The organism is Aeromonas sp. R4-2 (assembly GCF_040908295.1).
GTDB lineage: Bacteria > Pseudomonadota > Gammaproteobacteria > Enterobacterales > Aeromonadaceae > Aeromonas > Aeromonas veronii.
In genome coordinates this window covers 96,208-117,874 of record NZ_JBFODL010000010.1, presented here as the reverse complement: position 1 = coordinate 117,874, position 21,667 = coordinate 96,208, and the positions used below count along the sequence as shown (strand labels likewise).

The following is a 21,667-nucleotide window of genomic DNA, read 5'->3' as shown; positions in this document are numbered from 1 at the left end:
GTTATCACCTGACACCGGCCTCAAACCGGTGTCTTGTTTACGCTACTTTAGTGCGCACTTCCTTCGGTATCAATTTCAGACCCTTCTTGAACATGCTGTAGGGGGTTTGACCCTCCATCATCCTGCCTTGATGTGGCCGCTGGGTGTTGTAGTGCTCCAGGTAGCTATCCAGGTCTGTCTGCATCTGCTCTACCGACTCATACCAGGTCGTCCTTCCCTTGATACGGAAGTGTTCATCCAGCAAGGTTCAATGCAGCAGTTCGATAAAGCCGTTGCTCTGCGGCCTGCGCACCTTGGTGGTTCGGTGCTCAATCCCCTCCAGTTGCAGGAACAGCTCGTAGGGATGGTGGTCAGGGCGCCCACAGAACTCGCGCCCGTTATCCGACAGGATGGTATAGACCTGTGCCTCGTGAGCCTCGAAAAACGGCAGCACCGTTTCATTGAGCACATGAACCGAGGTCACCGGCAGCTTGCTGGTGTAGAGCCACCCCCAAGCGTGGCGGCTGTAGCAGTCCAGCACCGTTTGCAGATACACCTTACCAACTCCCTTGAGCGCGCCGACGAAGAAGGTGTCGACGGCCACCAGTTCTCCGGTGTAGTGGACCTCAATCTGGCGTTCGCGAAACTCGGGGCTAAAGCGTTCTAACAGGCGAATTTGCTCGTCATTGAGCTCAATAGTCTGCTCGCGGTGGGTTTTCTCGAGGCGCAACAAGCGGTCGTGTTTGGAGAGCAGGTCATGACGTTGCCACACGCCACGCACACCACCCGCACTGACATTGATACCTTACAGAGCCAGTTCTTGGGCGACCCGCAGCGGGCCGTGAGTAGGCCTGGTGAGGGAGTAATCGAGGATGGCCTGTTCAATCTCGGGTGCAGCCCGATTGGGATGAGCCCCTTTACACCCGGGCAATTTGTCGAGCAATCCCTCGGCGCCATAGGTCTGGTAGTTACGGCGAATTTCATAGAACTGCTGACGGCTGTAGCCGATGAGTTTGCAGGCTTTGCTGACGTTATTGAGCTCTTTGGCGAGCTCTAGCATGCTGAGTTTGCGACGTGCTACTTTCTCGTTGGTGGTCATACGGTGACTCCGGATAACACGGTAGGGGGACCGTTTTGTTATCCGGTTTGAAGCCGTATGAATACTCCCTTTTGTGGGCAACTGTCAGGTGAATACCATCTCCATACAGTCGATAACTAGCTCTATACCACCGTACCAGACAATAGACGACAGATTTCTTCTTGTCGCTCGACCGGTAGCTTAGGAAACAGCGGCAAGGTGATGGCACTGGCATAGAACTTTTCGGCTTTCGCTAGGTGTTCCCCGCATTGATGCCAAGGCTGTTTGTAGATCGGCATATAGTGCACGTTAGCACCTATACCTTGTTCACGAACTTGCTGGAATCGGGCTTTGCGTTGCTCTGTGGCTACATGGTGCACATACAGGTGAAAGGCGCTGCGGCGCTTTGGGCTGAAGTAGCGGAGGAGCTGCTCGGGTGCCAGCTCTTCAAAGTAGTGCCGGGCCAGTTCTCCGCGCTTAAGGATCCAGGTTTCCAGATTGGCCATCTGGCTCAACCCTAGTGCCGCTTGGATATCGGTCATCCGGTAGTTGAAGCCGAGCATCTGCTGCTCATAGTACCAAGGGCCGTCCGGCTCATTGATAAAGTCTTCCGGTTCACGGGTGATGCCATGGCTACGGAGCATGCGCATCGTCTTGGCAAGCGCAGGGTCGTTGGTCATGGCCATTCCCCCTTCACCTGTGGTGATGATCTTCACCGGGTGGAAGCTGAAGACGGTGATGTCGCTGTAGCGGCCGTTGCCGGTGGGTTCATCGTGATAGCGAGCCCCCAGGGCGTGACAGGCATCCTCGATGATCCGAAAGCTATACTCTTGCCCTAGGCGGTGGATCTCCTGCATATCGCAGGGGAGGCCGGCAAAGTGCACCGGTATTACTACCTTGGGTAGTTTCCCTTCCGCCTTGGCGGTAATCAGCTTCCTCTCTAGTTCCACTGCGCACATGTTGCCGGTATCTGGCTCAATGTCGACGAAGTCGACTTGTGCACCGCAATAGAGAGCGCAATTGGCTGATGCCACGAAGCTGATAGGGGATGTCCAGACCCAGTCGCCGGGGCCAACGCCCAGCGCCAGACAGGCGATATGGAGTGCTGCAGTACCTGAATTGACCGCCACCCCAAATTTAGCTCCACAGTAGTCGGCAACCGCTTGCTCGAAGCGTGGAACGACCGGCCCTTGGGTCAGGAAGTCGGACTTGAGAATTTCCACGACAGCATCGATATCTGCCTGGCTGATAGATTGACGGCCGTAGGGGATCATTCTGCTACCTTGCTCTTGTTCATCTTCTGCAGCTGTTTAATAGAGAAAAAATCAGGGTTGCTGCGAGAGTTGTATTCAAATCCCTGCTCGACCATCTTTCCCTTCTCGCCTGCCGCAGTTTTGGAGAAATCGTTGTTGCGGTTATTGAAGTTGATGGTTGGGCCAATTACGAAGAAGTCATCAAACTCAAAGGTGTGATAAGAGTCATCGGCAGGGCACATTACTTCGTGAAGCTTTTCTCCCGGGCGAATGCCGATGATTTTGTGTGGCAGGTGAGGGGCCATGGCACTGGCCAAATCTGTGATGCGAACAGATGGCAATTTGGGAACGAATATTTCCCCTCCCTTCATCCGCCCAAAATTGCCCAGTACGAAATCCACCCCTTGCTGCAAAGTGATCCAGAAACGCGTCATCTCCTCATGGGTGATGGGCAACGCATCCGCATTCTGGTCAATCAGCTTTTGGAAGAAGGGGACGACAGAGCCGCGAGAACCGACCACGTTGCCGTAGCGGACTACGGCAAAACGGGTGGGATCCTGTCCCGCGATGTTGTTTGCTGCAACGAAGAGTTTGTCTGATGCCAGTTTGGTGGCACCGTAGAGATTGATTGGATTGGCGGCTTTGTCAGTGGAGAGGGCAATAACTTTTTTGACTTGATTGAGCAACGCGGCCTGGATGACGTTCTCTGCACCATGGATATTGGTTTTAATGCACTCCATGGGGTTGTATTCAGCAGCTGGAACCTGTTTCAGTGCTGCTGCATGGACCACGTAATCGACGCCACGCATTGCCATAGTGAGCCGGTTGGCGTCTCTTACATCACCGATAAAATAGCGCATGCAGGGGTCGTTAAACTCCTGTTGCATCTCGAACTGCTTCAGTTCGTCACGAGAATAGATGATAAGCCGTTTCGGTTTATAACGTTCCAGTACTGTTTTGACCAATCGTTGGCCAAACGAGCCGGTGCCACCGGTGATCAGTAGCGTTTTATCGTTGAACATTGTGGGCATCTCGTCATAAAAACAGTAGATGAATCATATGCTAGCAAATAAAGTACCAGCTTTTTTGGCAAAGAGTGTGATCCATTCACAAAAACAGTTTTAAAGGTTTTGGTGCAACCCAGACTACCTCGGATTGGCTCTCATCAGTAAAGCTTTATCAAGATGTGCCGGTGCTTTGCGAGCTTAGCTGGATAGCTTGGCAAACCTGCTCCACCGCATTGAGGGCTCTCGGGGTGAAGCGGTGCAGCTCATCCGAGTTGATCAAATCGAGTCGCTGATGCTGCACCGCGTCGAGATTTGGCCATTTTCGCCAGTGACGCAGGGCGTCAGGATCTTGACTCCCTGCCAAGATCAGCGATGGGTTGACTCTTATCACCTGTTCCATGTCCACTTGGGGGTAGGGGGTCTTGGCATTCGCCATGACGTTGATCCCGCCGCAGAGTTCGATGGCCTGAGCCGGCCAGGCATTGCCACTGACGCTGGTGAGTGGAGGGTACCAGAGCTGGTAGAACACTTTTACGCCGGTTGGCTGGCTATAACGCTGTTGCAGGTCATGCAGACGCGCTAGATAGCGATCGGCGGCTTCGTTGGCACTCTTCTCCACTCCAAGCAATTTGCCCAGCGCCCGCATCTCGGTCGCCAGCGAGGCAAAATCGGTAGGCTCAGAGTAGAAAACCGGGATCCCGAGTTGCTCTAGCGGGGCCAGCATGCGTGACTGGGCCGAGCGCCAGCCCAGGATCAGGTCCGGTTTTTGCGCCAGCAGCGCCTCGACATTGATGCTGCGATAATTGGCCACCTTGGGCTTGTTTTTCACCACGGCCGGATAATCGGAGGCATCGTCGATGGCGACCAGCTTGTCACCGGCACCGATGTCATAAAGCAGCTCGGTAAGATGGGGCACCACACTTACCACCCGGCTTGGGGTCGCGGCCTGCAGGGCAGCGGGCAACCAGGCAAGCAACACGCAGGGCAGCCAGATAGGCAATCGCAACCATCTAACCATGAAATAACCCCGCCACAGTGACAAGCAGCGCCAGCATCAACCAGCCCCAGCCAATTCCTTGTAGAATATTGAGCACCTTGCGCGGTGACTCACCGTCGGGGTCATCACCGCTGCCAAGTATCGACCAGCGTTGCAAGGTACCCTGATAGTAGCGGGGGCCGCCAAGACGGATCCGGCACTTGTCTACCAGCAGAGTGAGCAGCATCCCCATGGCGGGATAGGGCCAGAGCGCGCCACTGCGCAGCAGCTGTGCGGCCTGTTTGAGACGGCTTGCCAGCAGTGGCAGCCCCAGCAGCAAAATGACGGAGGCATTGAGCCCCTGATAGAGGGCGCTGGCGGCGCGACCAAAGTGGTCGAAGGCGGGAGCTTTGCGACTCCAGCTCTGGTTCATCAGCTGTACCAGCCGCCAGAGCAGGGCGCCCTGTACGCCAGCCAGGGCAAATCCCAGCAGCGGGCCAGCCCATTGGCCGACCAGACGCAGGGCGCAGCTCTCCGTCACCGCTTTGGCGAGCCCCATGGCCGAGAGTTTGCCGGTTTCCCGTTTGAGCCAGGGGGCGGACTGCAATCTCGCCAGCGGCAGCGTCTCCTGGGTGGCGAGCGAGCGGGTGGTATGGGCGAGTTCGCGCAGTGGACGGGATTCGAGCATCAGCAGCAGGAACAGCAGGTCGAAGATCGGCTCGCTCAGGGCCAGATTGCGCAGCGACCAGAGCCCGGCGGCGCAGGGGAGCCAGACTACCAGCATCGCCAGCAGGCCGGCCTGCATTTGCTGGCCGGGTGAACCATCGGGTCTGTGTACCTTGTGCCCCAGCCGGGTCAGCAGTGGCGTGACGGCCGAAAGACGCAGATGGGATGGCCACGGGATCACCGCCTCCAGCAGGGCTGCCCCCACCAGAATGGCCGCCGTCGTCGAGAGGAGGGCGTCGGCCATCAAATCAAGCGAGCCGGTCTCGCTCACAGCTTGCCGAGCATCTTGATAATCACTTCGGCGGAGTGCTTGCCGGCCACTTCGATGAAGGCGTCGAAGGATTCAACCTGTTCCTTGCCAGCGATATCGGACATGGCGCGCACCACCAGATAGGGCACTTTGAACATGTGGCACACCTGACCGATGGCGGCACCTTCCATCTCGACCGCCAGCATCTGCGGGAAGTCAGCGCGAGCCTTGGCGATGGCGTCCGGTTTGCACATGAACTGATCGCCGGTGCAGATAAGGCCGACCTTGGTCTGGTGTTTGCCTTGTTCGGCGATGCAATCCTGAGCGACTGCGATGAGTTTCTCGTCGCAGGGGAAGGCGGCGGGTTGCTGTGCCATCTGGCCCATCTCGTAACCAAAGGCGGTCACGTCGACATCGTGGAAACGCATCTCGCTGGCGATCACCACATCACCGATATGCAGGTCCTGGGCAAAGCCGCCCGCAGAGCCGGTATTGATGACACAGTCAGGGGCGAATTTTTCCAGCAGCAGGCTGGTGGCCACGCTGGCGGCGACCTTACCGATGCCGGAGCGGGTCAGGATCACCTCTTTGCCTGCCAGCATCCCTTGATAGAACTCGCAGCCGCCCAGTTGCAGGGTGGTGGGGTTGCTCATCTGGCTGCGCAGCAGGGCCACTTCTTGCTCCATGGCGCCGATAATACCTACTTTCATTGCTGACCTCGTCTTGATAGCCGTGTGGCTGAATTTAAGTTGCTGTAGATCATAACAAAAGATGGCGTCGGCGCCGAGAGGCACAAGCGAAAGGAGAGATGAAGTGCGGCGCTCCATATGTGAGCGCCGCAGGTGACAAAAAGCATTGATGAGGCGGGGCGAGGGCCTTTAGCCGAGCGCGGTATCGAGGGTCATCATCAGGGCAAAGCCTGCCATCAGGCCGAGGGTGGCATAGGTCTGGTGACCGTTGCGGTGAGTCTCCGGGATCACCTCGTGCGAGACCACAAACAACATGGCGCCGGCGGCGAGCCCAAGTCCGATGGGGTAGGCGATGGCAAGGCCGCTGGAGAGCCCCACTCCGAGCAGGGCGCCAACCGGTTCGAGCAGGCCGCTGGCGATGGCAACCAGCACCGCCACCGAGGGGCGAAAACCGGCGGCGCACATGGCCAGCGCTACCGCCAGTCCTTCGGGAATATCCTGCAGTGCGATGGCGGTGGTGAGCGGCAGCCCCACCGACATATCCCCCTGCGAGAAGCTGACCCCGATTGCCATCCCCTCCGGCAGGTTGTGCAGGGCGATGGCAAAGACGAACAGCCAGACCCGGGAGCAGCTCTCATGGCCGGGGCCGCAGGGGCCGGTTTTGTCGTGCTCGTGGGGTGTGAACTGATCCAGTCCCAGCATTAACAGCACCCCGAGGGTCATGCCAACTACCACCACTGCGGCGGCGCTAAAGCCGTTGCCGGTAATCCCCTCGGCGGCCTCCAGCCCCGGCAGCAGCAGGGAGAAGGCGCTGGCCGCCAGCATCATGCCGGCGGCAAAGCCCAGCATGGTGTCCTCTACCTTTTGCGGTACCGAGCGCAGAAACAGAGCGGGCAGGGCGCCGATGGCGGTGGCGGCAAACCCGGCAGCACCACCGACAAGGCCGTAGCGCACGCCGCTGGTCACCTCTCCGGTAGCGAGCATGATGAGACTCTGCAACAGCAGTAACAAGACGGCAGCCAGCGCGATAAAGAGACCGAGGGCAGTGAGTGGGCGGCTTTGCATCTGGCTACGCAGTTGCTGTGACCAGGATAACGGAGGAAGAGCAGAGAGATGGTCCATGGCATGGCCTCAAGGTGAGCAAAGCGGATAATGGCATTACATCCACTTGGCCGTCCCTTGTCCATGCCTGCAAGGCGATTGCCGCTATCTGAAAATCTGGAAAGAGTTTATCCAGGCAAACACATGGGAACTCTTATCGGTAGCCAAAGGCGGGGGGTAAGAGGGGTTGTCTGCAAATGGCTGAAGTGGATGTTGAGTGGCAAGTGGGGATGCATCGCGAACTCTTTTAAATCAGCTGTAGATGTCTGCCTTGGTGTTCGGATAACAGATACAAGAAAACCGGCTTGCGCCGGTTTTGTTATCTGTCTGCTCGAAGGCTGGCTTATTTCGCCAGGGATTCCGGCAGCTCTTCGCGGATCTTGCCCAGCATCTCTTTCAGGACGCGCGGGTTAGCAACCACGATGTTGCCGGAGTTTTCGTAGTTGTGACCACCTACGAAGTCGGTGACGATGGCACCGGCTTCTTTTGCCAGCAGTTCACCGGCAGCGGTGTCCCAGGGTTTCAGGCCGATTTCCCAGAAACCGTCGACACGACCGGCAGCCACGTAGGCCAGATCCAGTGCGGCAGAGCCGGAGCGACGGATGTCGGCACATTCGATGAACATGCTCTGGAACATCTTCAGGTAGGACTCGATGTGGTGCTTTTGCTTGTAGGGGAAACCTGTGGCCAGTACGGTGCCAGCCAGCTCTTTGGCTTTGCCGACACGGATACGGTAGCCGTTCAGCTGGGCGCCGCTACCACGAGTAGCAGTAAACAGTTCGTCACGGATGGGATCGTAAACAACGGCTTGTTCGGTTTTGCCTTTCACGCGCAGGGCGATGGAGACGGCAAAGTGCGGAATGCCTTTGACCAGGTTGGTCGTGCCATCCAGTGGGTCAATGATCCATTGGTAGTCCGGATTGGTACCGGCAATCTCACCAGACTCTTCAGCAACAATGCTGTGCTCCGGGTAAGATTTTTTGATGGTGTGAATGATGGCCGCTTCGGCTTCACGGTCAACGTTGGTCACGAAGTCATTGCTGCCTTTTTGGATAGCCTCAATGTTCTCGGGCTGGGAGAAGGCTTTTACTACAACTTGACCGGCGTTGCGCGCAGCGCGCACGGCGATATTCAGCATCGGATGCATAGGTTCACCACTGGATGTTAAAGAACGGGGGATAAAAGGACGCGGTATGATACCAGTATTTTGTGCGATGGCAACTGTTATCCCCCTACGACCAATTGATTACCACTGCCAGATTTGACGGCTCCAATATAGACCAGATCTGCGCTAGTCTTATCCCAGCAGCCGGATACAGGCTGTCATGAGCATAGGGATGTGAACCATGAATTTGTCATTAGTGAGTCAGAACGTGTCAGCGGCCAGCGAGGGACTGTTGGCCATCTTGCGGTCATCACCCGAGTATGGTGATCACTTTGCCCACATCACCGTGACCCCCCTGGCCCAGTGGCAACCGGCCAAGACGGAGGCGGCGATCCTGCTGATCGACGGCGATGCGCCCTGGCAGGATGCCGGATTTGCCCGAGGAGAGGATGAGACGATCGGTTTGCCGGTCTTGCCGCTGTTGATCCGCAAGGGAGACAAGGAGCTGACGGTCTGCGGGCCGGATGTGCGTGACCCCCGTTTCTATTTTGTCTCAAACGGCATCGTGCTGGATGAGTCGGAGCTGGCCGAGCCTGCCTGCAGCCGGGTGCTGTTGCGCAAGCTGGAGTCCTACTTCCCGCTGCTTTCCCGCCTGATCATGCTGCGCCAGCGCAAGCCGGTTGCCATGATCAACTAATATCTACCATCGCCAGAGCGCACCAGCGGCGCACCGTGGCCTTGTTTGGCCTACGGTGCGCCGCTTTTTAATGGTCTGGAGCCGGTCACTTGTTGCAAGATGAGGCGGCTATGGTGTTGCACCCTGTTAAAACTGTGCAATCTGGCTATGACCAACAAGGAGTGAATCATGATCGATTTTTACACCGCCGCGACCCCCAATGGTTTCAAAGTGGCGATCGCTCTCGAAGAGCTGGGTTTGCCCTATCGGGTCATTCCCCTCGATTTGTCGGCACTGGATCAGAAGAAGCCCGAGTTTCTTGCCATCAATCCCAATGGCCGCATTCCGGCCATCGTCGATCGGGATAACGACGATTTCGCCGTATTTGAATCGGGCGCCATCCTCATCTATCTGGCGGAGAAAGCCGGCAAGTTGCTGCCCGCTGATCCCAAGCGCCGCTCTCAGGCCATCCAGTGGTTGATGTTCCAGATGGGCGGGGTAGGACCCATGATGGGGCAGGCCAATGTCTTCTACCGCTACTTCCCCGAGAAGATCCCCGCCGCCATCGAACGCTACCAGAAGGAGGGGCGCCGCCTGTTCGAGGTGCTCGATAGCCATCTGGCCCATCACGAATATCTGGCGGACGAGTACAGCATCGCCGATATCGCCACCTGGCCCTGGGTGCGGATTTATGACTGGAGCGGCATCTCCATCGAGGGATTGCCCCATCTGCAAGCCTGGATGGATCGGATGGCCGAGAAGCCTGCCTGCCAGAAGGGGATCACCATACCACCGCGCAAAGAGCAGCCGGATGAGCTGATCAAGCAGGCACAACAGATGGTAACACGTTGATTTTGAACTGCAGACGGGGCGTAAAGCCCCGTAATATTAGAAAAACTAAGGCAAGCCGATTATAAAGATTCGTTCGTTTTCTGTGAGCTGAATCACTATGATGCCCCCATACCACCAAGCGTCCTGTGCGGTGGTCTGGCGGGCTCCCCGCCTACTGTTTCCAACACTGTTTTTGATTGCATCACAGCCTCTGTGATCAGATTCCTCTGGGCCATTTTGTGCCAGAGGGCGGCAGCATTTTTTCGATTTTTTGGGACTGATATGGATCGGCACAGTTTTTATCCGTTGTTTTTACTGACCATTCTGATGGTCGCTGTGGGCCAGATGACCCAGACCCTCTATGTCCCCTCCATTCCCATGATGGCGGGGGACTTCAATGTGGCCTCGGGCCAGTTGCAGGCGGTGATGGCCTGTTACCTGATCCCCTATGGCCTCTCCCAGTTTGTCTACGGGCCGCTGTCGGATCGCATCGGTCGTCGTCCGGTGCTGATCGTCGGCATGATGGTGTTTCTGGTGGGCACCCTGATCATTCAGGTCATCCCCCATTTTGCCGCCCTGCTGGTGGGCAGCTTTATTCAGGGGCTGGGTACCGGTGCCGGTGGCGCCATGAGCCGTACCGTGATGCGCGATCGCTACAATGGTGCCGAGCTCAACCGCGCCAACAGTCTGGTGAGCATGGGGGTGATCTTCTCCCCGCTGCTGGCCCCGGTGCTGGGTGGCTGGCTGACCGAGCTGTTCAACTGGCGCGCCGGTTACTGGTTCCTGTTCGGTTTTGGTGCCGTAGCCACTCTGGCGATCATGGCCTGGTTTGGTGAGACGCTGCCTGCTGCTGCCCGTCAGCCACTGCGCGTCGGTGCTGCCTATCGCCATGTGCTGGGCAACCCCAAGTTTCAGGGCAACCTGCTCTGCCTGATGGCGACCTTTGCGGGACTCGCGGTATTTGAAGCGGCGGCCGGTGTGCTGCTCGGCGATGTGCTGAAACTGAGCGCCCGCACCGTGAGCGTGCTGTTCGTGCTGCCGCTGCCCGGCTATCTGTTCGGGGCCTGGCTCTCTGCCAAGCTGAGCTTCCGTTTGACTCAGGGCAAGCTGATGCGTCTGGGGATCGCCTTTCTGGCGCTCGGCTCCCTCATCATTCTGGTGCCGGGGCTATTCGGAGTGGTGAGTGCCGCCTCGCTGGTTGGTGGTGCGGCTGTCTACTTCATCGGTAGCGGTATTCTCTACCCGACCGCCACCTCCTGTGCCATCGAGCCCTTCCCAGGTCAGGCCGGCACCGCGGGGGCCATTCTCGGCGGGATGCAGAATCTGGGGGCGGGCGTGTTGACCCTGCTGGCCGCCGGTTTCCCGATGACTGGACAGGTGACCCTGGGGGCCATCATGACCCTGATGGTGCTGATCGTGGCGCTGAGTTTTGTCTGGCTGCGCCACCACGGCTCGCCGCACGAGCAGATGGCGATTTGATGCCCGCGCTTGCACTCTGAATGCCCGCCTTCTGGCGGGCTTTTTCTTTGCCAGAACCTAATGCGGTCTACTGCTCGGCCTGCGTCAAGGTGCGTTTGCCGGTTCACCTTCTGCCACCAGTTCCAGAAAGGCGCGCATGGCGGGGGTGATGCTCTGCTGGCGGGTCAGAAAGGCGGTATGGCCGATATTCTCCAGTGGAGCGAGTGGCAGGCAAACGAGATCCGAGAGCTTGCTGGCAGAGCGGGCAAGGCCTGCGCTGACGATGGCCCAGCCCAGCCGGTGGCGTACGGCGCTGACCAGATGGAACAGCGAGTCGGTCTCCAGTACCACGTTGAGCGAGGTTCCTCCCTGCTCGGCGGCGCGATCCAGATACTGACGAAATTGCATGGTACGGCTGGGCAGCACCAACGGCTGTTGCTGCAGTTCAGCAAGCGCAATGTCACCGCTGTGCGGGTACAGATCCGCTTCGTTACGGTTCATCAGCACCGCCATCTGGTTGGCGCCTTGCGGGTAGACATGAAAGGCGCGCCGGCCAGCTCCGCCAACCGGTTCATCAAATCCCAGTCCGATATCGCACTGATGCAACTCCAGCTGTGACAGCAGCGCTTCGTTGCTGAGCACCGACAGGCGAATGACGATATCGGGATAGCGCTGCTTGCAGCGTGCGATAAACGGCATGATGTCGAGATTGGACTGCGGCACGATGCCGATGCGCAGGGTGCCGGAGAGTTCGCCATGAAACAGCGCCAGCTCCTGTTTGAGTGCCTCCTGCTCCAGCAACATCCGCTCGGCATACTGGCGCACCAGCTCGCCGGCCTCGGTCAGGGCGACAAACTGGCTGGTGCGTACCACCAGATCGGTGCCGACACTCTTTTCCAGGGCAGTAATGCTGGCCGAGAGGGTTGGTTGGGTGATGTGGCAGGCTTTGGCCGCTTTGGCAAAATGCTGGTGTTTGGCCAGCTCGTGAAAGTAGTGAAGTTGCTTGATGTTCATCTGGTTGTAGTGGAGGCAGTGGAACCGGCTATTGAAGAATTAATCAATTGAAAAAACATCTTCGATAGAACAACTCTATCAGGATATAGATTTATTTCATTGGTTTTGCGTCAGTCGCCTCTCTAAACTTGAATGCAGTTTGCATTTTTAGGCCAACCTGCATGCCTGCCTACACGCCTGTCGACATCCCCGTCAATTTGCCTGCCTCGCCTTCACTGGATCATCTGGTGGAGGAGGTAGCCGTCGCCATCAACATCAATGGCATCAACCACGCGGTGATGATGGCGACCCCGGACGATCTCGACGACTTTGCGGTCGGCTTTCTGTTTGGTGAGGGGATCATCCGGCATAACCACGAAGTCCACGACATCCAGGTCGCGCCAGCCGAACAGGGTATTGTGCTGGATGTGACCATTGCCAACCGCTCCCTGGCTGCTTTGGCTGAGAACAAGCGTCGGCTGACCGGGGCAACTGGCTGCGGCATCTGCGGCGTAGCGGCGGTGGAGCAGGCGCTGCCCGCATTGCCGGTGTTGCCGCTGACACCGCCGCTGAATGGGGCCTTGCTGGCGGGGCTGCGTGCTCAGATCGCCCAGTGGCAGCTCAAGGGACAGCAACACGGTGCCCTGCATGCGGCGCTGGCGCTGGATGCCGAGGGCCGGATCCTCCACTGCCGGGAAGATATCGGGCGCCACAATGCCCTCGACAAGCTGATCGGCCTGCTGCTACGTCAGCAAAGTGCGTGCGACACCCTGGTGGTGACCAGCCGCTGCGGCAGCGAGCTGGTGCAAAAAGCCGCCCGCTTCGGTGCCCGTCATCTCATCTGTCTGGCATCGCCCAGCCAGTTGGCAATCAGGCTGGCCCTCAAATACAACCTCAACGTCGTTCATATTCCCAAGTTTGATGCCCCGGTGAGCTATTCCAGCTATCGCCCGGCGGATCCCATCGGAGAGTGCCATGAGTCATATTGAAAAGCCCGCCAAAGCCGGCGGTTTTTCGTCCCTGCAATCCACCATGAAACAGGTGCTGCGCAGCCAGAAGACCCGTCAGAACATCAAGAACCTGCTGCGGGTCAACCAGACCGACGGCTTCGATTGCCCGGGCTGTGCCTGGGGTGACAACGACCACGGCACCTTCCAGTTCTGTGAGAACGGCGCCAAGGCGGTGGCATGGGAGTCTACCGGCAAGACGGTGGGGGCCGAGTTTTTCGCCGCCCACTCGGTGCGCCAGCTGGCCAGCCAGAGTGACTACTGGCTCGAGTATCAGGGGCGGCTGACCGAGCCGATGCGCTACAACCCGGCGACCGATCACTACGAGCCGGTAAGCTGGGACGACGCCTTCACCCTGATTGCCGACACTCTCAAGGGGCTAAATAGCCCGGACGAGGTGGAGTTTTACACCTCGGGGCGTGCCAGCAACGAAGCTTCCTACCTCTATCAGCTGTTTGGTCGCCTGTTTGGCACCAACAACTTCCCCGACTGCTCCAACATGTGCCACGAGGCGAGCGGGGTGGCGCTGATCCAGTCGGTCGGCATCGGCAAGGGCACTGTGGTGCTGGATGACTTCGACCAGGCCGATGCGGTGTTCGTCTATGGCCAGAATCCGGGTACCAACCACCCGCGCATGATGAATGCCCTGCGCCAGGCAGCGCGCGGCGGCTGCAAGATCGTCAGCTTCAACAACTTGAAAGAGGTGGCGCTGGAGCGCTTCGCCAGCCCGCAGAGCCCGCTTGAACTGCTGACCCCGGCGGCCACTACCATCAGCCACCAATACCTGACGCCGAAACTGGGTGGTGACATGGCCGCCATCCGCGGCATGGCCAAGTACATCCTGGAAGAGGCGCCAGAGGCGGTGGATCGCGACTTTATCGCCCGCCACACCCGCCACTTTGACGAGTATGAGGCGCAGGTGCGAGCCACCGACTGGGCGGCGATCGAGCAACAATCCGGCCTGACTCGCGCCGAGATCGTGCAGGCGGCCCGGGTATTTGCAGCAAGCCAGCGCATCATCAGTTGCTGGGCCATGGGGGTGACCCAGCATCTGCACTCGGTCGATACCATCCGTGAAATCGTCAACCTGCACCTGATGCGCGGCCAGATTGGCAAGCCGGGAGCGGGGCTCTGCCCGGTGCGGGGCCACAGCAATGTGCAGGGCAATCGCACTATGGGGATCAACGAAAAACCCACTGCCGCCTTTATCGACCGGCTCGAGCATCACCTGCAGGTGAGCCTGCCACGGGCTCGTGGTCACAATGTCTATGAGGCGCTCAAGGCGCTGCACGAGGGCAAGAGCAAGGTGCTTATTTGCCTGGGTGGCAACTTGGCGGCAGCGGCGCCCGATACCGACTTCACCTATGGGGCGATGAAAAAGGCCGAGCTCAACGTGCAGATCAGCACCAAGCTCAACCGCAGCCATCTGCAGGTGAGCAAGGCGGCACTGATCCTGCCTTGCCTTGGCCGTACCGAGCTCGATATCCAGCGCAGCGGCAACCAGAAGATCACGGTGGAGGACACCTTCAGCATGGTGCACGCCTCGACCGGCGCAGCCGAGCCGGTATCGCAGCTCTGCCTCTCCGAAACCGACATAGTCGCGCGGATGGCTCATGCCACCGTGGGCAGCGAGCGGGTCGACTGGCTGTCTCTGCGCGATGATTATGGCCGCATCCGCGATCTTATCGAACAGACCATCGTCGGCTTTGCCGATTTCAATGCCCGCATCCAGCAGCCGTGCGGTTTTCATCTCGATAACTCAGCCGCGCAACTGACGTGGAATACCCCCAGTGGCAGCGCCGAGTTTCGTGCCAGCACCCTGCCGCAATCAGTGCTGCCGGAGTGTACCCGCCATGCCGAACAGATGCGCGATCAGCCAGTCCTGCTGTTGCAGAGCCTGCGCTCTCACGATCAGTACAACACCACCATCTATGGCATGGATGACCGTTATCGCGGCATCAAGGGCCAGCGCAACGTGGTGTTCATGAACGAAGGGGATGCCCGTCGCCTCGGTTTTGCCGAAGGGGACAAGGTCGATATGGCGGCCATCTGCAACGATGGGCGTGAGCGCAGCGTGACGGATTTTGTGGTGGTGATCTACGAGATCCCGCGTGGCAACATCGCGGCCTACTATCCGGAAACCAATCCGCTAGTGCCTATCGACAGTATCGGCGCCGGTTCGTTTACCCCCACCTCCAAGTCCATTCCGGTGCTGGTGACAGCCTCCCGCCAGCCGGAGAACCTGTTGCTGGTCAAATAAAAGTGCTAACGCGACTGGCTGCGCTAACACAGCCTGCACAGTGAATGCGGTGATGCCCCGGGTGAGCTTTTCATCCGAGGCATTTTTCAGCTCTGAAAGGGGTAGGGTTCGTTGATCATCAGGCAAAGAAAAAGCCCGTCACATGAGTGACGGGCTTTTGCTGTTGGTACCCCGAGATGCCGTTGCCGGTTTGGGCCCTTGAACCGTCGGTTCAAGGCGGGGATCGGATCTGACCGCAGGCTTCTCGGTCGTGCCGAGCATGCGCAATAGCCAGAAGGCAGATCCCCTGTTTGGTATGAATATCGGCTCGGGGACTTGAACCGGCTGACAAACATCCCAGGGAATTTTAAAACGGTTTGCGATTAGGGCTGTTGCCCCTCTTCGCTGGAATCACCATATTGTCCGTGCTCGATCAGGGCCGCTTCGATGGTGCGCTGCAGCATCTTGATCCGCTTGTCCATGGTCTCAGAGTATTGGTGGTTCTTCTCTTTTTCAAGGCAGAGCTCATGACAGAAATTAAGCGCCGCCATGATAGCCAATTGCTCGTTGCTGGAGACTTTGGAGCGTTGACGCAGGTCGATCAACTTGTCGGTCAGCTGCTCGGCGGCCTGGCGCAGGGCATCCTGCTGTCCCAAGGGACAGGATACCTTGTAGGGACGTCCCAAAATGACGATTTCTACGGCCTCTGTGCTCATGCCTTCCTCAATACGGCGGAGCTGATTTCCGCCTTTATCCACGTGGACAACTGGGCGGGACTATATAGCGCAGATGCATAAGTTTCAAGGCCTTGCTGGCTCTGGAAGAGGGAGAATGCTAGGATCCTGACCATTAATTCTGCAAATTTGACTGAACTTTGAGCGGATCCTCGATGAGCAAAACGAACCCCCTTAAATATGCGGCAGTGGCCGACATCATGGAACAACATGAGCTGATGGCCAGCGCAGTAGAGGCCCATGGTGTGATCTGCGGTCTGGTGTGCGGCGGTGTGGCACTGGACGACAAGAGTTGGCTGCCCCATTTCAACGATCTGGTGAACGACGGTTTCGGCCTGCCGGCCCCGGTGCGCCAGGTGATGACCGATCTTTATCACAATGTGGTCGAGAGCCTGATGGCCCAGAAGGGCGTCGAGCTGCTGCTGCCAAGCGATGATGCTCCCCTCGATGAGCGCATCGATTCGCTGGTGGACTGGTCACAGGCATTTCTGGCCGGTTTTGGCGTGGTGCAGCAGGAGCTCTCCCGCGCGTCGGAAGAGCTGCAGGAGATGATCCAGGATATCGCCAGCATCACTCAGGTCTCTGCCGAGTTCGATCAGGAAGATGACGAGAACGAAGCTTCCTTCCTGGTGCTCTACGAACACGTCAAACTGGGTGTCATGATGGCATTCGAAGAGTTTGGCAAGCGCCCCGATACCCCGAGCGCGCCGCCGACCCTGCATTGAGGTGCGGGTCAACGCGACCCTTACTGAATCTGCAAGAGCGCCTGATGGCGCTCTTTTTTATTTCCTTGTGGTGGCTAACCCTGTGAGGCGCAACCGGTTTTTTGCCGGTGACCTCGCATTCGGCCAGCGGCTTTGTGATAGCATGAGGCCACCTTTTTCACTTCTTCCTCTCTGCTTATGTCTCAATCTGATGTGCGACAGGTCGATGTCACCCTGGTCGGCGGTGGAATGAGCGGTGCCGTGCTGGCCCTCTCGCTGGCGGCCCTGCTCCGATCCGATGGCTCCCCCCTCGAGATCCTGCTGCTGGAGGCAAGCGTCCCCGAACAGCACACCCATTCAGGGTTCGACGCCCGCGCCATTGCGCTCTCGGCCGGTACCTGTGATGCGCTGTTGCGACGCGGACTCTGGCCGCTGTTTGTCCCCCATTGCGCTCCCATTACCCAGATTCATGTCTCGGATCGGGGCCACTTCGGTCAGGCTCGCCTGTCGGCCGCTGAATACGGTCTGCCCGCGCTGGGCCAGGTGATCGAGCTTGCAGCTGCCGGTCATGAGCTGCAACGGGCGATGGCGGTCTCTCCCAATATCCGGGTCTGTTGTCCGGCACGGGTGAGCGAGATTGTGCCCGATGAGGAGAAGGTGACCCTCACCCTTGAGGACGGTGAACAGATTGAGACCCGCCTGCTGGTGGCGGCAGACGGCGGCAACTCCTTTGTGCGTCAGCACTTCAAGTTGCCGGTGACCCGCCACGACTTTGAGCAGCACGCCATCATCGCCACGGTCAAAACGGCGCAAGACCCAGAGGGATGCGCCTTCGAGCGTTTTACCGAAGGGGGGCCGCTGGCCCTGCTGCCGATGCAGGATGGGCTCTCCTCGCTGGTATGGAGCGTCGGGCAGCATGAGGTGGATGAGCTGATGGCCCTCGATGAGGTGGCGTTTCTTGCTCGTCTGCAGCAGGCCTTTGGCTGGCGGCTCGGCCGCTTCGAGCGATGTGGTGTGCGTCACGTCTATCCGCTCATTCTGACAGCCTGCGACTACCCGCTGGCCCAGCGTACCGTGCTGGTCGGTAATGCTGCTCATGCCCTGCACCCTATCGCCGGGCAGGGCTTCAACCTCGGGATGCGGGATCTGGACCTGCTTACCGGTGCCGTAGCCAACGCGTTGGCAGAGGGGGAGGATATCGGCAGCTTCAAGGTACTGAGTGGCTACTGGCAGCAGCGTCAGCGCGATCAGGAGCAGACCGTCTGGCTCACCTCTTCGCTGGCCCAGCTCTTCTCCAACAGCCACGATCCGCTGGTGGCGGGGCGCAATCTGGCGCTCACCCTTATGGGGCGATTCCCGTGCCTCAAGGCGCCGCTTGCCTCGCGCACCCTGGGCTTTGTCGCTGATGTGTGCGGCAACTAGCCCGCACTTGTTGAGTGGAACCTGTTGACCGGAAGATGGTGACCGCCATTCGTTGATCAAAACCTATTGAATAAAGAGGTGATGCCTGCGGGTGTCCCCTCGCTGGCCAGCCGGTCAGCCCTGAAAGGATGAGATGATGCAGATGCAAAATGTGGATGTGGTGATTGTCGGTGGCGGCATGGTGGGGCTTGGGCTCGCTGCGGCCTTGAAACATAGCGCCCTCAAGGTACTGGTGGTGGAGGGGCAACTGCCCGACCCGCAGCTGGGGGAGGTGGCCGATAATCGGGTCAGCGCCCTGAGTCTGGCCAGCCAGCAGATCCTGCGCCATGTCGGCGCCTGGGACGGCATTAAAGCGCGCCGCCTGCAGGCCTATGACAAGATGGCGGTGTGGGAGCAGGACAGTTTCGGCCATATCGACTTCGATGCCGCCAGCCTGCGTCAGGCCAACCTCGGCCACATCGTCGAGAATCGGGTGATCCAGCTGACGCTGCTTGAGGCGATTGAAGGTGCCAGCAATATCCAGCTGCTGACCCCCGCCAGAGCCAAGAGCCTGCAGAGCGGCCCGGCGGGCGCCTTGTTGCTCCTTGAAGATGGTCAGGCCATCTCTGCCAAACTGGTGGTGGCTGCCGATGGCGCCCACTCCTGGGTGCGCCGTCAGGCCGATATCCCGCTCACCAGCTGGGATTATGGCCACCACGCCCTGGTGGCGACGGTGCGCTGCGCCGAACCCCATGAAGCGGTTGCTCGCCAGATCTTCACCCCGGATGGCCCGCTCGCCTTTTTGCCGCTGTGGCAAGAGAACCTCTGCTCCACCGTCTGGTCGCTGCCTGCGGCCCGCGCCGAGGCGCTCTGCGCCTGCGATGACGAGCAGTTCAATCGCCAGCTTACCGCCGCCTTCGATGCACGGCTCGGTCTGTGCAAGGTGGAGGGGCCGCGCAGCGCGATTCCTCTTACCGCCCGCTATGCTCGCGACTTTGCCCGCGAGCGGCTGGTGCTGGTGGGAGATGCCGCCCATACCATCCATCCGCTGGCGGGGCAGGGGGTCAACCTTGGCCTGCTGGATGCTGCCGCGCTGGCGGAGCAGATCTTGCAAAATCATGCCGCGGGCGAGGATATCGGCCTGCTCGCCAACCTGCGCAGCTACGAGCGCTGGCGCAAGAGCGAAGCGGCTCGCATGCTCGCTGCGATGGAAGGGCTCAAGCGGCTGTTCAGCGGGGCCAACCCGCTCAAGAAGCTGGTGCGGGGCGTGGGATTGCGGGCAGCCAATCTGCTGACGCCCTTCAAGGAGGGGGTGATCCGCGCCGCCATGGGGCTGGAGGGCGAGTTGCCCGCATTGGCCCGTCCTGACTGGGTCGTTGCGGCGACCAAGGGCAGTGCCATGCAGGCCAAGGGTGAAAAAAACTAATATTACTTGCCATTTTTGACAGCAAAAGTAATCCGACAAGGCTGATGACCCGTTTTGGGTGTCAGCCTTTAATTTTGCTCTGGAGCGAAACGTTTTTCTGCAAATTGTGACGAAACGGTAAAAATCAAAATTTAATCTCGCCTGAGTCGGCTTATGGCTGTTTTTATCACTGCATTTATCTTAGTGTCTGGAGTCAGTTTTACGGGAGGGGATTAGTTTTTTTTGAGCGGCACGCTCGCCTGCTTGTCATATAATCCGCTCCGTTCAAGGAATCCCTCTTGCCTGGCAAGGGCAGGAGCGAGCACACACTTTTGGATCCGGTCGCTTTTTGTTGCACGCAGTGCAGTCAGAGCGGTGGCGCGGGTCGCAAGGGTGGTCGCCAAAGCGAAAAGGCTTTTTGCTAAGGAAAGAATGCGATGATCCAGACTACTGTACTGCATCCCAAACACCTGGAAGCCGGCGCCAAGATGGTGGACTTCCACGGTTGGGAAATGCCCATCAACTACGGCTCCCAGCTGGAAGAGCACCACGCGGTGCGCAGCGATGCCGGTATGTTCGATGTCTCCCACATGACCATCGTCGATTTGACCGGCGAACGGGTTAAAGCCTTTCTGCAACACCTGCTGGCCAACGACGTGGCCAAACTCACTGCCCCCGGCAAGGCCCTCTACAGTGGCATGCTCAATCCGGAAGGCGGCGTGATCGATGACCTCATCACCTATTACCTCACCGATACCTTCTACCGGCTGGTGGTCAACTCCGCTACCCGCGAGAAGGATCTGGCATGGATCCGCCATCACGCCATCGATTTCGACATCACAGTGACCGAGCGTCCGGAGCTTGCGATGATTGCGGTGCAGGGCCCCAACGCCAAGGTCAAGGCTGCGGCCGTGCTGAGCGCCGCCCAGCGTACCGCCGTGGTGGGGATGAAACCCTTCTTCGGCGTGCAGGCTGGCGATCTCTTTATCGCCACTACCGGCTACACCGGCGAAGATGGTTATGAAATCGTAGTGCCGCAAGAGAAAGCCTGCGAGCTGTGGCAAGCGCTGCTGGATAACGGCGTGGCCCCGTGTGGTCTCGGTGCTCGCGATACCCTGCGCCTCGAGGCGGGGATGAACCTCTACGGTCAGGATATGGACGAGTCAATCTCTCCACTCGCCGCCAACATGGCCTGGACCATCGCCTGGGAGCCGAGCGATCGCAATTTCATCGGCCGTGACGTGCTGGAAGCGCAGAAAGCGGCGGGCAACCAGCCCAAGCTGGTGGGTCTGGTGATGGAAGAGAAAGGGGTGCTGCGTGCCGGTATGCCCGTTACCTTCACCGCGGCAAACGGTGAGAAGCGGGAAGGTGTGATCACCTCCGGCTCTTTCTCCCCCACCCTGGGCTACAGTATTGCCCTGGCGCGGGTGCCCCGCGATATCGGTGAGCTGGCCGAGGTGGAGATCCGCAAGAAGCTGGTCACCGTGAAGGTCACCAAGCCCGCTTTCGTCCGTAACGGCCAGAAGCTGGTTTAATACCGTCTTGGGGGAGGGCAGTGCCTCCCCCATCCCTTTTCATATTCGTTTTTAAACGCGACTCAAAGATCAAAGGAAGCACAAATGAGCCATATCCCGAGCGAACTGAAATATGCCACTTCCCACGAGTGGATCCGTGTTGAAGCCAACGGCGAGGCCGTGGTCGGTATCACCGAGCACGCCCAGGAGCTGCTGGGTGACATGGTGTTTGTCGAGCTGCCGGAAGTGGGCAAGCAGGTCAGTGCCGGTGACGACTGCGCCGTGGCCGAGTCGGTCAAGGCGGCCTCCGACATCTACAGCCCGGTGAGCGGCGAGATCATTGCCGTTAACGAAGAGCTGGAAGGGAGCCCCGAGCTGGTCAACTCCGACCCCTACAGCGCTGGCTGGCTGTTCCGCATCAAGCTCGATGACGAGAGCGAGCTGGCCAACCTGCTGGATGCCGAAGGCTACCAGAACGTGGTGGACGAAGAGTAATGCCCCCGGGCCCTGCCAACACAGCAGGGCCCCTTTGTATGACAGC

20 protein-coding genes, 1 other RNA gene and 1 pseudogene are annotated in these 21,667 nt (G+C 58.9%); 10 read left to right on the top strand and 12 right to left on the bottom strand.

The window, feature by feature from the left end; all coding sequences use genetic code 11:
- Positions 1 to 37 precede the first annotated feature (37 nt).
- The 8 genes and pseudogenes from AB5Y99_RS07300 to suhB all read right to left on the bottom strand — a co-directional run bounded on the left by AB5Y99_RS07300 (position 38) and on the right by suhB (position 8,206).
- A pseudogene (locus AB5Y99_RS07300) lies at positions 38 to 1,078 on the bottom strand (IS481 family transposase).
- Between the two features lie 122 nt (positions 1,079 to 1,200).
- Positions 1,201 to 2,331, bottom strand: coding sequence for a UDP-4-amino-4,6-dideoxy-N-acetyl-beta-L-altrosamine transaminase (pseC, locus tag AB5Y99_RS07295; protein WP_368209244.1), 1,131 nt, complete (start codon positions 2,329 to 2,331; stop codon positions 1,201 to 1,203).
- Positions 2,328 to 3,332: a UDP-N-acetylglucosamine 4,6-dehydratase (inverting) gene (gene pseB / locus AB5Y99_RS07290; RefSeq protein WP_368209242.1), complete on the bottom strand. Its 1,005-nt coding sequence runs from the start codon at positions 3,330 to 3,332 to the stop codon at positions 2,328 to 2,330. The genes pseC and pseB overlap by 4 nt, the downstream gene beginning before the upstream one ends.
- A gap of 157 nt (positions 3,333 to 3,489) precedes the next feature.
- Positions 3,490 to 4,335, bottom strand: a complete 846-nt coding sequence (locus AB5Y99_RS07285) for a cobalamin-binding protein (protein WP_368209240.1) — start codon at positions 4,333 to 4,335, stop codon at positions 3,490 to 3,492.
- Entirely contained in the window at positions 4,328 to 5,290 is a 963-nt protein-coding gene (locus tag AB5Y99_RS07280; protein ID WP_368209238.1) for a cobalamin biosynthesis protein, read from the bottom strand. Before AB5Y99_RS07280 ends, AB5Y99_RS07285 begins: the two co-directional genes overlap by 8 nt.
- Entirely contained in the window at positions 5,287 to 5,979 is a 693-nt protein-coding gene (gene mtnN, locus AB5Y99_RS07275; RefSeq protein WP_040067225.1) for a 5'-methylthioadenosine/S-adenosylhomocysteine nucleosidase, read from the bottom strand. Before mtnN ends, AB5Y99_RS07280 begins: the two co-directional genes overlap by 4 nt.
- 168 nt (positions 5,980 to 6,147) lie before the next feature.
- Positions 6,148 to 7,080, bottom strand: coding sequence for a ZIP family metal transporter (locus AB5Y99_RS07270; RefSeq protein WP_047440409.1), 933 nt, complete (start codon positions 7,078 to 7,080; stop codon positions 6,148 to 6,150).
- A gap of 322 nt (positions 7,081 to 7,402) precedes the next feature.
- Entirely contained in the window at positions 7,403 to 8,206 is an 804-nt protein-coding gene (gene suhB / locus AB5Y99_RS07265; RefSeq protein WP_005352992.1) for an inositol-1-monophosphatase, read from the bottom strand.
- A gap of 199 nt (positions 8,207 to 8,405) precedes the next feature.
- Between suhB and AB5Y99_RS07260 the strand changes: the two genes are divergently transcribed.
- The 3 genes from AB5Y99_RS07260 to emrD all read left to right on the top strand — a co-directional run bounded on the left by AB5Y99_RS07260 (position 8,406) and on the right by emrD (position 11,150).
- Entirely contained in the window at positions 8,406 to 8,861 is a 456-nt protein-coding gene (locus AB5Y99_RS07260; RefSeq protein WP_064342011.1) for a hypothetical protein, read from the top strand.
- A gap of 168 nt (positions 8,862 to 9,029) precedes the next feature.
- The gene (locus AB5Y99_RS07255; protein ID WP_005333923.1) at positions 9,030 to 9,692 is read left to right on the top strand and encodes a glutathione S-transferase family protein; all 663 of its coding nucleotides are present in this window, start codon (positions 9,030 to 9,032) and stop codon (positions 9,690 to 9,692) included.
- A 261-nt stretch (positions 9,693 to 9,953) separates the two neighbouring features.
- Positions 9,954 to 11,150 carry a multidrug efflux MFS transporter EmrD gene (emrD, locus tag AB5Y99_RS07250; RefSeq protein ID WP_368209237.1) on the top strand — a complete coding sequence of 399 codons (1,197 nt, stop codon included), beginning with the start codon at positions 9,954 to 9,956 and terminating at the stop codon, positions 11,148 to 11,150.
- 84 nt (positions 11,151 to 11,234) lie between these two features.
- Here emrD and AB5Y99_RS07245 read toward each other — a convergent pair whose 3' ends face one another.
- Positions 11,235 to 12,143, bottom strand: a complete 909-nt coding sequence (locus AB5Y99_RS07245; protein WP_368209236.1) for a LysR family transcriptional regulator — start codon at positions 12,141 to 12,143, stop codon at positions 11,235 to 11,237.
- A gap of 161 nt (positions 12,144 to 12,304) precedes the next feature.
- Here AB5Y99_RS07245 and fdhD point away from each other — a divergent pair, with 161 nt between their 5' ends.
- Together fdhD and AB5Y99_RS07235 are read left to right on the top strand one after the other, a co-directional pair.
- Positions 12,305 to 13,111, top strand: a complete 807-nt coding sequence (gene fdhD, locus AB5Y99_RS07240; protein ID WP_164461710.1) for a formate dehydrogenase accessory sulfurtransferase FdhD — start codon at positions 12,305 to 12,307, stop codon at positions 13,109 to 13,111.
- Positions 13,098 to 15,389: an FdhF/YdeP family oxidoreductase gene (locus AB5Y99_RS07235; protein ID WP_368209234.1), complete on the top strand. Its 2,292-nt coding sequence runs from the start codon at positions 13,098 to 13,100 to the stop codon at positions 15,387 to 15,389. The genes fdhD and AB5Y99_RS07235 overlap by 14 nt, the downstream gene beginning before the upstream one ends.
- A 164-nt stretch (positions 15,390 to 15,553) precedes the next feature.
- Here the strand turns inward: AB5Y99_RS07235 and ssrS are convergent.
- Both ssrS and zapA read right to left on the bottom strand, forming a co-directional pair.
- Positions 15,554 to 15,735, bottom strand: a non-coding RNA gene (gene ssrS, locus AB5Y99_RS07230) — 6S RNA.
- Positions 15,736 to 15,751: 16 nt separating this feature from the next.
- The gene (zapA, locus tag AB5Y99_RS07225; RefSeq protein ID WP_005333910.1) at positions 15,752 to 16,084 is read right to left on the bottom strand and encodes a cell division protein ZapA; all 333 of its coding nucleotides are present in this window, start codon (positions 16,082 to 16,084) and stop codon (positions 15,752 to 15,754) included.
- A 173-nt stretch (positions 16,085 to 16,257) separates the two neighbouring features.
- Here zapA and AB5Y99_RS07220 point away from each other — a divergent pair, with 173 nt between their 5' ends.
- The 3 genes from AB5Y99_RS07220 (at position 16,258) to AB5Y99_RS07210 (ending at position 19,633) form a co-directional block, all read left to right on the top strand.
- Positions 16,258 to 16,827, top strand: coding sequence for a UPF0149 family protein (locus AB5Y99_RS07220; RefSeq protein ID WP_005333908.1), 570 nt, complete (start codon positions 16,258 to 16,260; stop codon positions 16,825 to 16,827).
- Between the two features lie 177 nt (positions 16,828 to 17,004).
- Positions 17,005 to 18,228 (top strand): 2-octaprenyl-6-methoxyphenyl hydroxylase, encoded by a 1,224-nt coding sequence (ubiH, locus tag AB5Y99_RS07215; RefSeq protein ID WP_368209232.1) that lies wholly within the window; start codon positions 17,005 to 17,007, stop codon positions 18,226 to 18,228.
- Positions 18,229 to 18,364: 136 nt separating this feature from the next.
- Entirely contained in the window at positions 18,365 to 19,633 is a 1,269-nt protein-coding gene (locus AB5Y99_RS07210) for an FAD-dependent 2-octaprenylphenol hydroxylase (protein ID WP_368209249.1), read from the top strand.
- Positions 19,634 to 19,845: 212 nt separating this feature from the next.
- Here the strand turns inward: AB5Y99_RS07210 and AB5Y99_RS07205 are convergent, their stop codons facing one another.
- Positions 19,846 to 20,073 carry a hypothetical protein gene (locus tag AB5Y99_RS07205; protein ID WP_041915404.1) on the bottom strand — a complete coding sequence of 76 codons (228 nt, stop codon included), beginning with the start codon at positions 20,071 to 20,073 and terminating at the stop codon, positions 19,846 to 19,848.
- Between AB5Y99_RS07205 and gcvT the strand changes: the two genes are divergently transcribed.
- Together gcvT and gcvH are read left to right on the top strand one after the other, a co-directional pair.
- Positions 20,050 to 21,147 (top strand): glycine cleavage system aminomethyltransferase GcvT, encoded by a 1,098-nt coding sequence (gene gcvT / locus AB5Y99_RS07200; protein ID WP_058056652.1) that lies wholly within the window; start codon positions 20,050 to 20,052, stop codon positions 21,145 to 21,147. The genes AB5Y99_RS07205 and gcvT overlap by 24 nt on opposite strands.
- Positions 21,148 to 21,231: 84 nt before the next feature.
- Positions 21,232 to 21,621, top strand: coding sequence for a glycine cleavage system protein GcvH (gcvH, locus tag AB5Y99_RS07195; RefSeq protein WP_005333898.1), 390 nt, complete (start codon positions 21,232 to 21,234; stop codon positions 21,619 to 21,621).
- Positions 21,622 to 21,667 lie beyond the last annotated feature (46 nt).

What these genes read in the sequence shown, in the direction of transcription:
- pseC (WP_368209244.1), bottom strand. Translation starts at nt 2,331, where the DNA reads ATGATCCCCTACGGCCGTCAATCTATCAGCCAGGCAGATATCGATGCT.
- pseB (WP_368209242.1), bottom strand. Translation starts at nt 3,332, where the DNA reads ATGTTCAACGATAAAACGCTACTGATCACCGGTGGCACCGGCTCGTTT.
- AB5Y99_RS07285 (WP_368209240.1), bottom strand. Translation starts at nt 4,335, where the DNA reads ATGGTTAGATGGTTGCGATTGCCTATCTGGCTGCCCTGCGTGTTGCTT.
- mtnN (WP_040067225.1), bottom strand. Translation starts at nt 5,979, where the DNA reads ATGAAAGTAGGTATTATCGGCGCCATGGAGCAAGAAGTGGCCCTGCTG.
- AB5Y99_RS07270 (WP_047440409.1), bottom strand. Translation starts at nt 7,080, where the DNA reads ATGGACCATCTCTCTGCTCTTCCTCCGTTATCCTGGTCACAGCAACTG.
- suhB (WP_005352992.1), bottom strand. Translation starts at nt 8,206, where the DNA reads ATGCATCCGATGCTGAATATCGCCGTGCGCGCTGCGCGCAACGCCGGT.
- AB5Y99_RS07260 (WP_064342011.1), top strand. Translation starts at nt 8,406, where the DNA reads ATGAATTTGTCATTAGTGAGTCAGAACGTGTCAGCGGCCAGCGAGGGA.
- AB5Y99_RS07255 (WP_005333923.1), top strand. Translation starts at nt 9,030, where the DNA reads ATGATCGATTTTTACACCGCCGCGACCCCCAATGGTTTCAAAGTGGCG.
- emrD (WP_368209237.1), top strand. Translation starts at nt 9,954, where the DNA reads ATGGATCGGCACAGTTTTTATCCGTTGTTTTTACTGACCATTCTGATG.
- AB5Y99_RS07245 (WP_368209236.1), bottom strand. Translation starts at nt 12,143, where the DNA reads ATGAACATCAAGCAACTTCACTACTTTCACGAGCTGGCCAAACACCAG.
- fdhD (WP_164461710.1), top strand. Translation starts at nt 12,305, where the DNA reads ATGCCTGCCTACACGCCTGTCGACATCCCCGTCAATTTGCCTGCCTCG.
- AB5Y99_RS07235 (WP_368209234.1), top strand. Translation starts at nt 13,098, where the DNA reads ATGAGTCATATTGAAAAGCCCGCCAAAGCCGGCGGTTTTTCGTCCCTG.
- zapA (WP_005333910.1), bottom strand. Translation starts at nt 16,084, where the DNA reads ATGAGCACAGAGGCCGTAGAAATCGTCATTTTGGGACGTCCCTACAAG.
- AB5Y99_RS07220 (WP_005333908.1), top strand. Translation starts at nt 16,258, where the DNA reads ATGAGCAAAACGAACCCCCTTAAATATGCGGCAGTGGCCGACATCATG.
- ubiH (WP_368209232.1), top strand. Translation starts at nt 17,005, where the DNA reads ATGTCTCAATCTGATGTGCGACAGGTCGATGTCACCCTGGTCGGCGGT.
- AB5Y99_RS07210 (WP_368209249.1), top strand. Translation starts at nt 18,365, where the DNA reads ATGCAGATGCAAAATGTGGATGTGGTGATTGTCGGTGGCGGCATGGTG.
- gcvT (WP_058056652.1), top strand. Translation starts at nt 20,050, where the DNA reads ATGATCCAGACTACTGTACTGCATCCCAAACACCTGGAAGCCGGCGCC.
- AB5Y99_RS07205 (WP_041915404.1), bottom strand. Translation starts at nt 20,073, where the DNA reads ATGCAGTACAGTAGTCTGGATCATCGCATTCTTTCCTTAGCAAAAAGC.
- gcvH (WP_005333898.1), top strand. Translation starts at nt 21,232, where the DNA reads ATGAGCCATATCCCGAGCGAACTGAAATATGCCACTTCCCACGAGTGG.